This is a genomic window from Pseudoalteromonas sp. UBA2102 (assembly GCF_002331165.1).
In the GTDB taxonomy this organism is placed as follows: Bacteria; Pseudomonadota; Gammaproteobacteria; order Enterobacterales; family Alteromonadaceae; genus Pseudoalteromonas; species Pseudoalteromonas atlantica.
This window is the reverse complement of the sequence record NZ_DCYU01000143.1, coordinates 19050-22986: the sequence shown is the minus strand read 5'-3', so window position 1 is coordinate 22986 and position 3937 is coordinate 19050. Positions and strand designations below refer to the sequence as shown.

Sequence of the window (3937 nt, the reverse complement as noted above, 5' to 3'; positions counted from 1 at the left end):
ACTTTACCAACCATTAGCTACGCAATTGACGTTGAGCCAGCTAATTGGTGGGTTGGCATGAAAAAAAACACGATTACCATCATGGTGCATGAGCAAAACATTGCAAACGAGCAAATTAAATTAGCTAAATACAACGGCGTTAAGTTAAATAAAGTAACCCGTACCGACAATCCAAATTATGTATTTTTAAATATTACCATTACCGACGCCGCTAAAGCCGGAACGCTTGAATTTAATAGCAGCGAAACAAGCAATAACTTTGAGTTTCCACTTCTTGAGCGAGATAAAAACAGCGCTCAGCGTCAAGGGTTTACATCAGCTGATACGCTTTATTTAATTAACCCAGATCGCTTTGCTAATGGTGATAAACAAAACGATACTGTCGCAAGCATGTTAGAAGCGGCAAACCCGAGTATAAAAGGTGGGCGCCACGGTGGTGATATTCAAGGCGTTATAAACGCGCTACCCTATTTAAACGATTTAGGCGTAACACAGCTTTGGTTAACCCCAGTGCTTGAAAACAACATGCCTAATTATTCTTATCATGGTTATGCAATTACAGACTTTTATAAGGTTGACCCACGAATGGGCTCAAACCAGCTATACAAAACGTTATCAGTAAAAGCAAAAGAGCAGGGTATAGGGCTGGTAATGGATATGGTCCTTAACCATTTTGGCTCTGAGCATACTTGGGTTAACGATAAGCCAACTAAAGATTGGATTAACTTTAATGGTGAGTTTAATAAAGGCAAAAATGCCACTAGCCATGCGCGCCAAACCATACAAGACCCACACGCCAGTGAATACGACAAGCGCCAGTTTAACGATGGCTGGTTTGTAGAAACCATGCCTGATTTAAATCAGCGCCAACCACTGTTAAGTGAATACTTAATTCAAAATGCGATTTGGTGGATAGAGTACGCCGATTTAAGCGGCATACGTGTTGATACCTACTCTTACTCAGATAAAGCATTTTTGAGTGATTGGACAAAAGCCATAATGCAAGAGTACCCAGATTTTAATATTGTTGGAGAAGAGTGGACGTCTAACCCTGCTATTGCCTCTTACTGGCAACGAGGCAAGCATAACCAAGATGGCTATACATCAAGCTTACCAAGCGTGATGGACTTTTCGTTGCAAGAGTCGGTAATTCAAGCGCTAAATGAAGATGAAAGCTGGAACACGGGTTGGGTTAAAGTATATGAATCGTTAGCTAATGACTTTTTATACCCTGATACAAATAACATTATGGTATTTGCCGATAACCACGATATGAGCCGTGTTTACACTGAGCTTGGTCAAGATGTAGCCAAAACAAAAATGGCGATGACCTTGTTTTTAACTACACGTGGCATAGCGCAAATGTATTACGGTACGGAAGTACTATTAGATAACACCCCAAGTAAAGACCATGGTGATATTAGAATCGACTTCCCCGGCGGGTTTGAAGGCCAAACTCGTAATGCCTTTACCAAAGAGGGCTTAACAAAACAGCAAAAAGAGATGCATAACACCATCAGTACGCTGCTTAACTTTAGAAAAAACAGCTCAGCATTAGATAAAGGAAAGCTTGTACATTTTACGCCTCAACAAGGGGTTTATAGTTATGCGCGTATTAGCGATGAGCAAACAGTGTTGGTATTTATGAATAAAAACACACAAACGCTACAAAAAAATATTGAGTATATGCAAGAGGTAATGCCTAACAGCACAACAGCATTTAATTTATTTACTCAAAAAACACAAAAGCTTGGCAAAACCATTGAATTACCAGCGATGAGCGCAACGGTACTCGTTATAAATACGCCACAATAGTGACCTGAATACGTATGCAGCAACTGTATGGTTGCTGCAGTAATCTTTAGTATAAAGTTAATAACAATACTGACAAAAAAGACACACAATGAAAAAATCAGTTTATGTACCCGCAGTACTGTGTAGTGCACTTATTGCTACAGGGTGTTCAGAAAATAACAAACCTGAACAACAGCAAGCACCTGCCCACACGCAAAATGAGCTTACCAAGCCGGTTGTATATCAAGTATTTACGCGTTTGTTTGGTAATACCGAAACAGCCAATGTGCCATGGGGAACTAAAGAGCAAAACGGCGTAGGTAAATTTGCCGACTTTAACGATGCAGCCCTCAAAGGCATTAAAGAGCTAGGTACCACGCACGTTTGGTATACCGGTGTATTACACCACGCGTTAGTGGGCGATTATACCGACTACGGCATTTCACAAGATGACCCCGATGTAGTAAAAGGCCGCGCAGGGTCACCGTACGCAATTAAAGATTACTACGATGTTAACCCCGATCTGGCCGTTAATGTAACAAACCGCATGGGAGAGTTTAGCCAGCTTATTGAACGTACACATAGCCACGGTATGAAAGTCATTATTGATATAGTGCCTAACCATGTTGCCCGTAATTATCAATCACTTGGAAAGCCTAAAGGTGTAGAGGATTTCGGCGCACAAGACGACACAAGTAAAACGTACGATAAAAATAACAACTTTTATTATGTGCCTGGGCAGTCATTTCAAGTGCCTACTTCTACAACTTATACCGTGTTAGGTGGAAAGGATCACCCACTTGCGGATGGCTTTTTTGATGAAACACCTGCTAAATGGACAGGTAACGGTGCCCGTGCACCAAAACCCGATATTAACGATTGGTACGAAACAGTAAAAGTAAATAATGGCGTAAAGCCTGATGGTAGCTACGATTTTGCTCAGCTGCCAAACGACTATAAAGACAAAGATTACCGTGCTCATTATGCGTTTTGGCAAGATAAAGAGCTACCAGATAGCTGGTACAAATTTAGAGAGATTGCACTTTTTTGGCTAGACAAAGGCGTTGATGGCTTTAGATACGACATGGCCGAAATGGTCCCGGTTGAATTTTGGAGCTTTTTAAATTCGTCAATAAAAATGCAAAAAAGCGATGCCTTTTTATTGGCCGAAGTATATAACCCGTTAATGTACCGTGCCTATATTCAGCAAGGTAAAATGGATTACCTTTACGATAAAGTCGGCTTTTACGATACCTTAAAAGCGATAATGCAACTTAAACAACCTGCCAATAGTATTTTTGATGCGCATCAAAGTGTGCTCGATATAGAGCAACATATGCTGCATTTTTTAGAAAATCACGATGAGCAACGAATCGCAAGCCCAGACTTTGCAGGTAATGCCCAGTGGGGTAAACCTGCTTTAGTTGTTTCTAATTTAATTAGCCGCGCGCCAACACTTTTATATTTTGCTCAAGATGTGGGAGAAGATGGCTCTGAAAACGCGGGGTTTGGAGCGCCGACACGTACGAGTATTTTTGACTACATAGGCGTCCCAGCGCACCAAGCATGGATGAATAACGGAAAATTTGATGGCGCTAATTTAACCGCAGAGCAAATAGCACTTCGTGATTACTACAAAGCGGTTATGTCACTGAATAGTTTACCTGCTGTAGTAGGCGGAGAAATGTCGGCACTTAACCTTGTAGGAAGTGAACGTGTTGTTGGTTTTACCCGCTCTTTAGGCCAGCAAAGTGTGTATGTGTTAAGTAACTTTAGCGAGCAGCCACAAACAGTTACGGTTAATTTATCAAAGGCACAATTAGGTGCAATGAGTGAAAATACGCTATTAAATGATTTACTTGAAAATCACACCACCGGGCTTAAAGCTCACCCGCAAGGCGCTACATTTAACCTCACACTTGATGCATTTAGCAGCGCAGTATTAACAAATAAGGCTAATAATGAATAATCAAAATAATAATACCGATAAGCCAAATTTAAGTTTTTGGCAAATATGGAACATGTGCTTTGGCTTTTTAGGCATACAATTTGGTTTTGCCCTGCAAAACGGCAATGTAAGCCGAATATTTCAAACATTAGGCGCACAAGTTGATGATATTCCCATTTTATGGGTTGCAGCCCC

2 protein-coding genes and 1 pseudogene are annotated in these 3937 nt (G+C 40.9%); all 3 read left to right on the top strand.

Translation table 11 applies throughout. From position 1 onward, the window contains the following. Positions 1–1815 (top strand): glycoside hydrolase family 13 protein (locus B2R65_RS18430; protein WP_286745102.1); only part of this gene is annotated, 1815 nt, incomplete at its 5' end. 88 nt (positions 1816–1903) lie between these two features. After that, entirely contained in the window at positions 1904–3763 is a 1860-nt protein-coding gene (locus B2R65_RS18425; protein ID WP_286745100.1) for an alpha-amylase family glycosyl hydrolase, read from the top strand. After that, positions 3756–3937: pseudogene (locus tag B2R65_RS18420) on the top strand (MFS transporter); the annotation flags it as partial. The gene B2R65_RS18425 and the pseudogene B2R65_RS18420, both read left to right, overlap by 8 nt.

What these genes read in the sequence shown, in the direction of transcription:
- B2R65_RS18425 (WP_286745100.1), top strand. Translation starts at nt 1,904, where the DNA reads ATGAAAAAATCAGTTTATGTACCCGCAGTACTGTGTAGTGCACTTATT.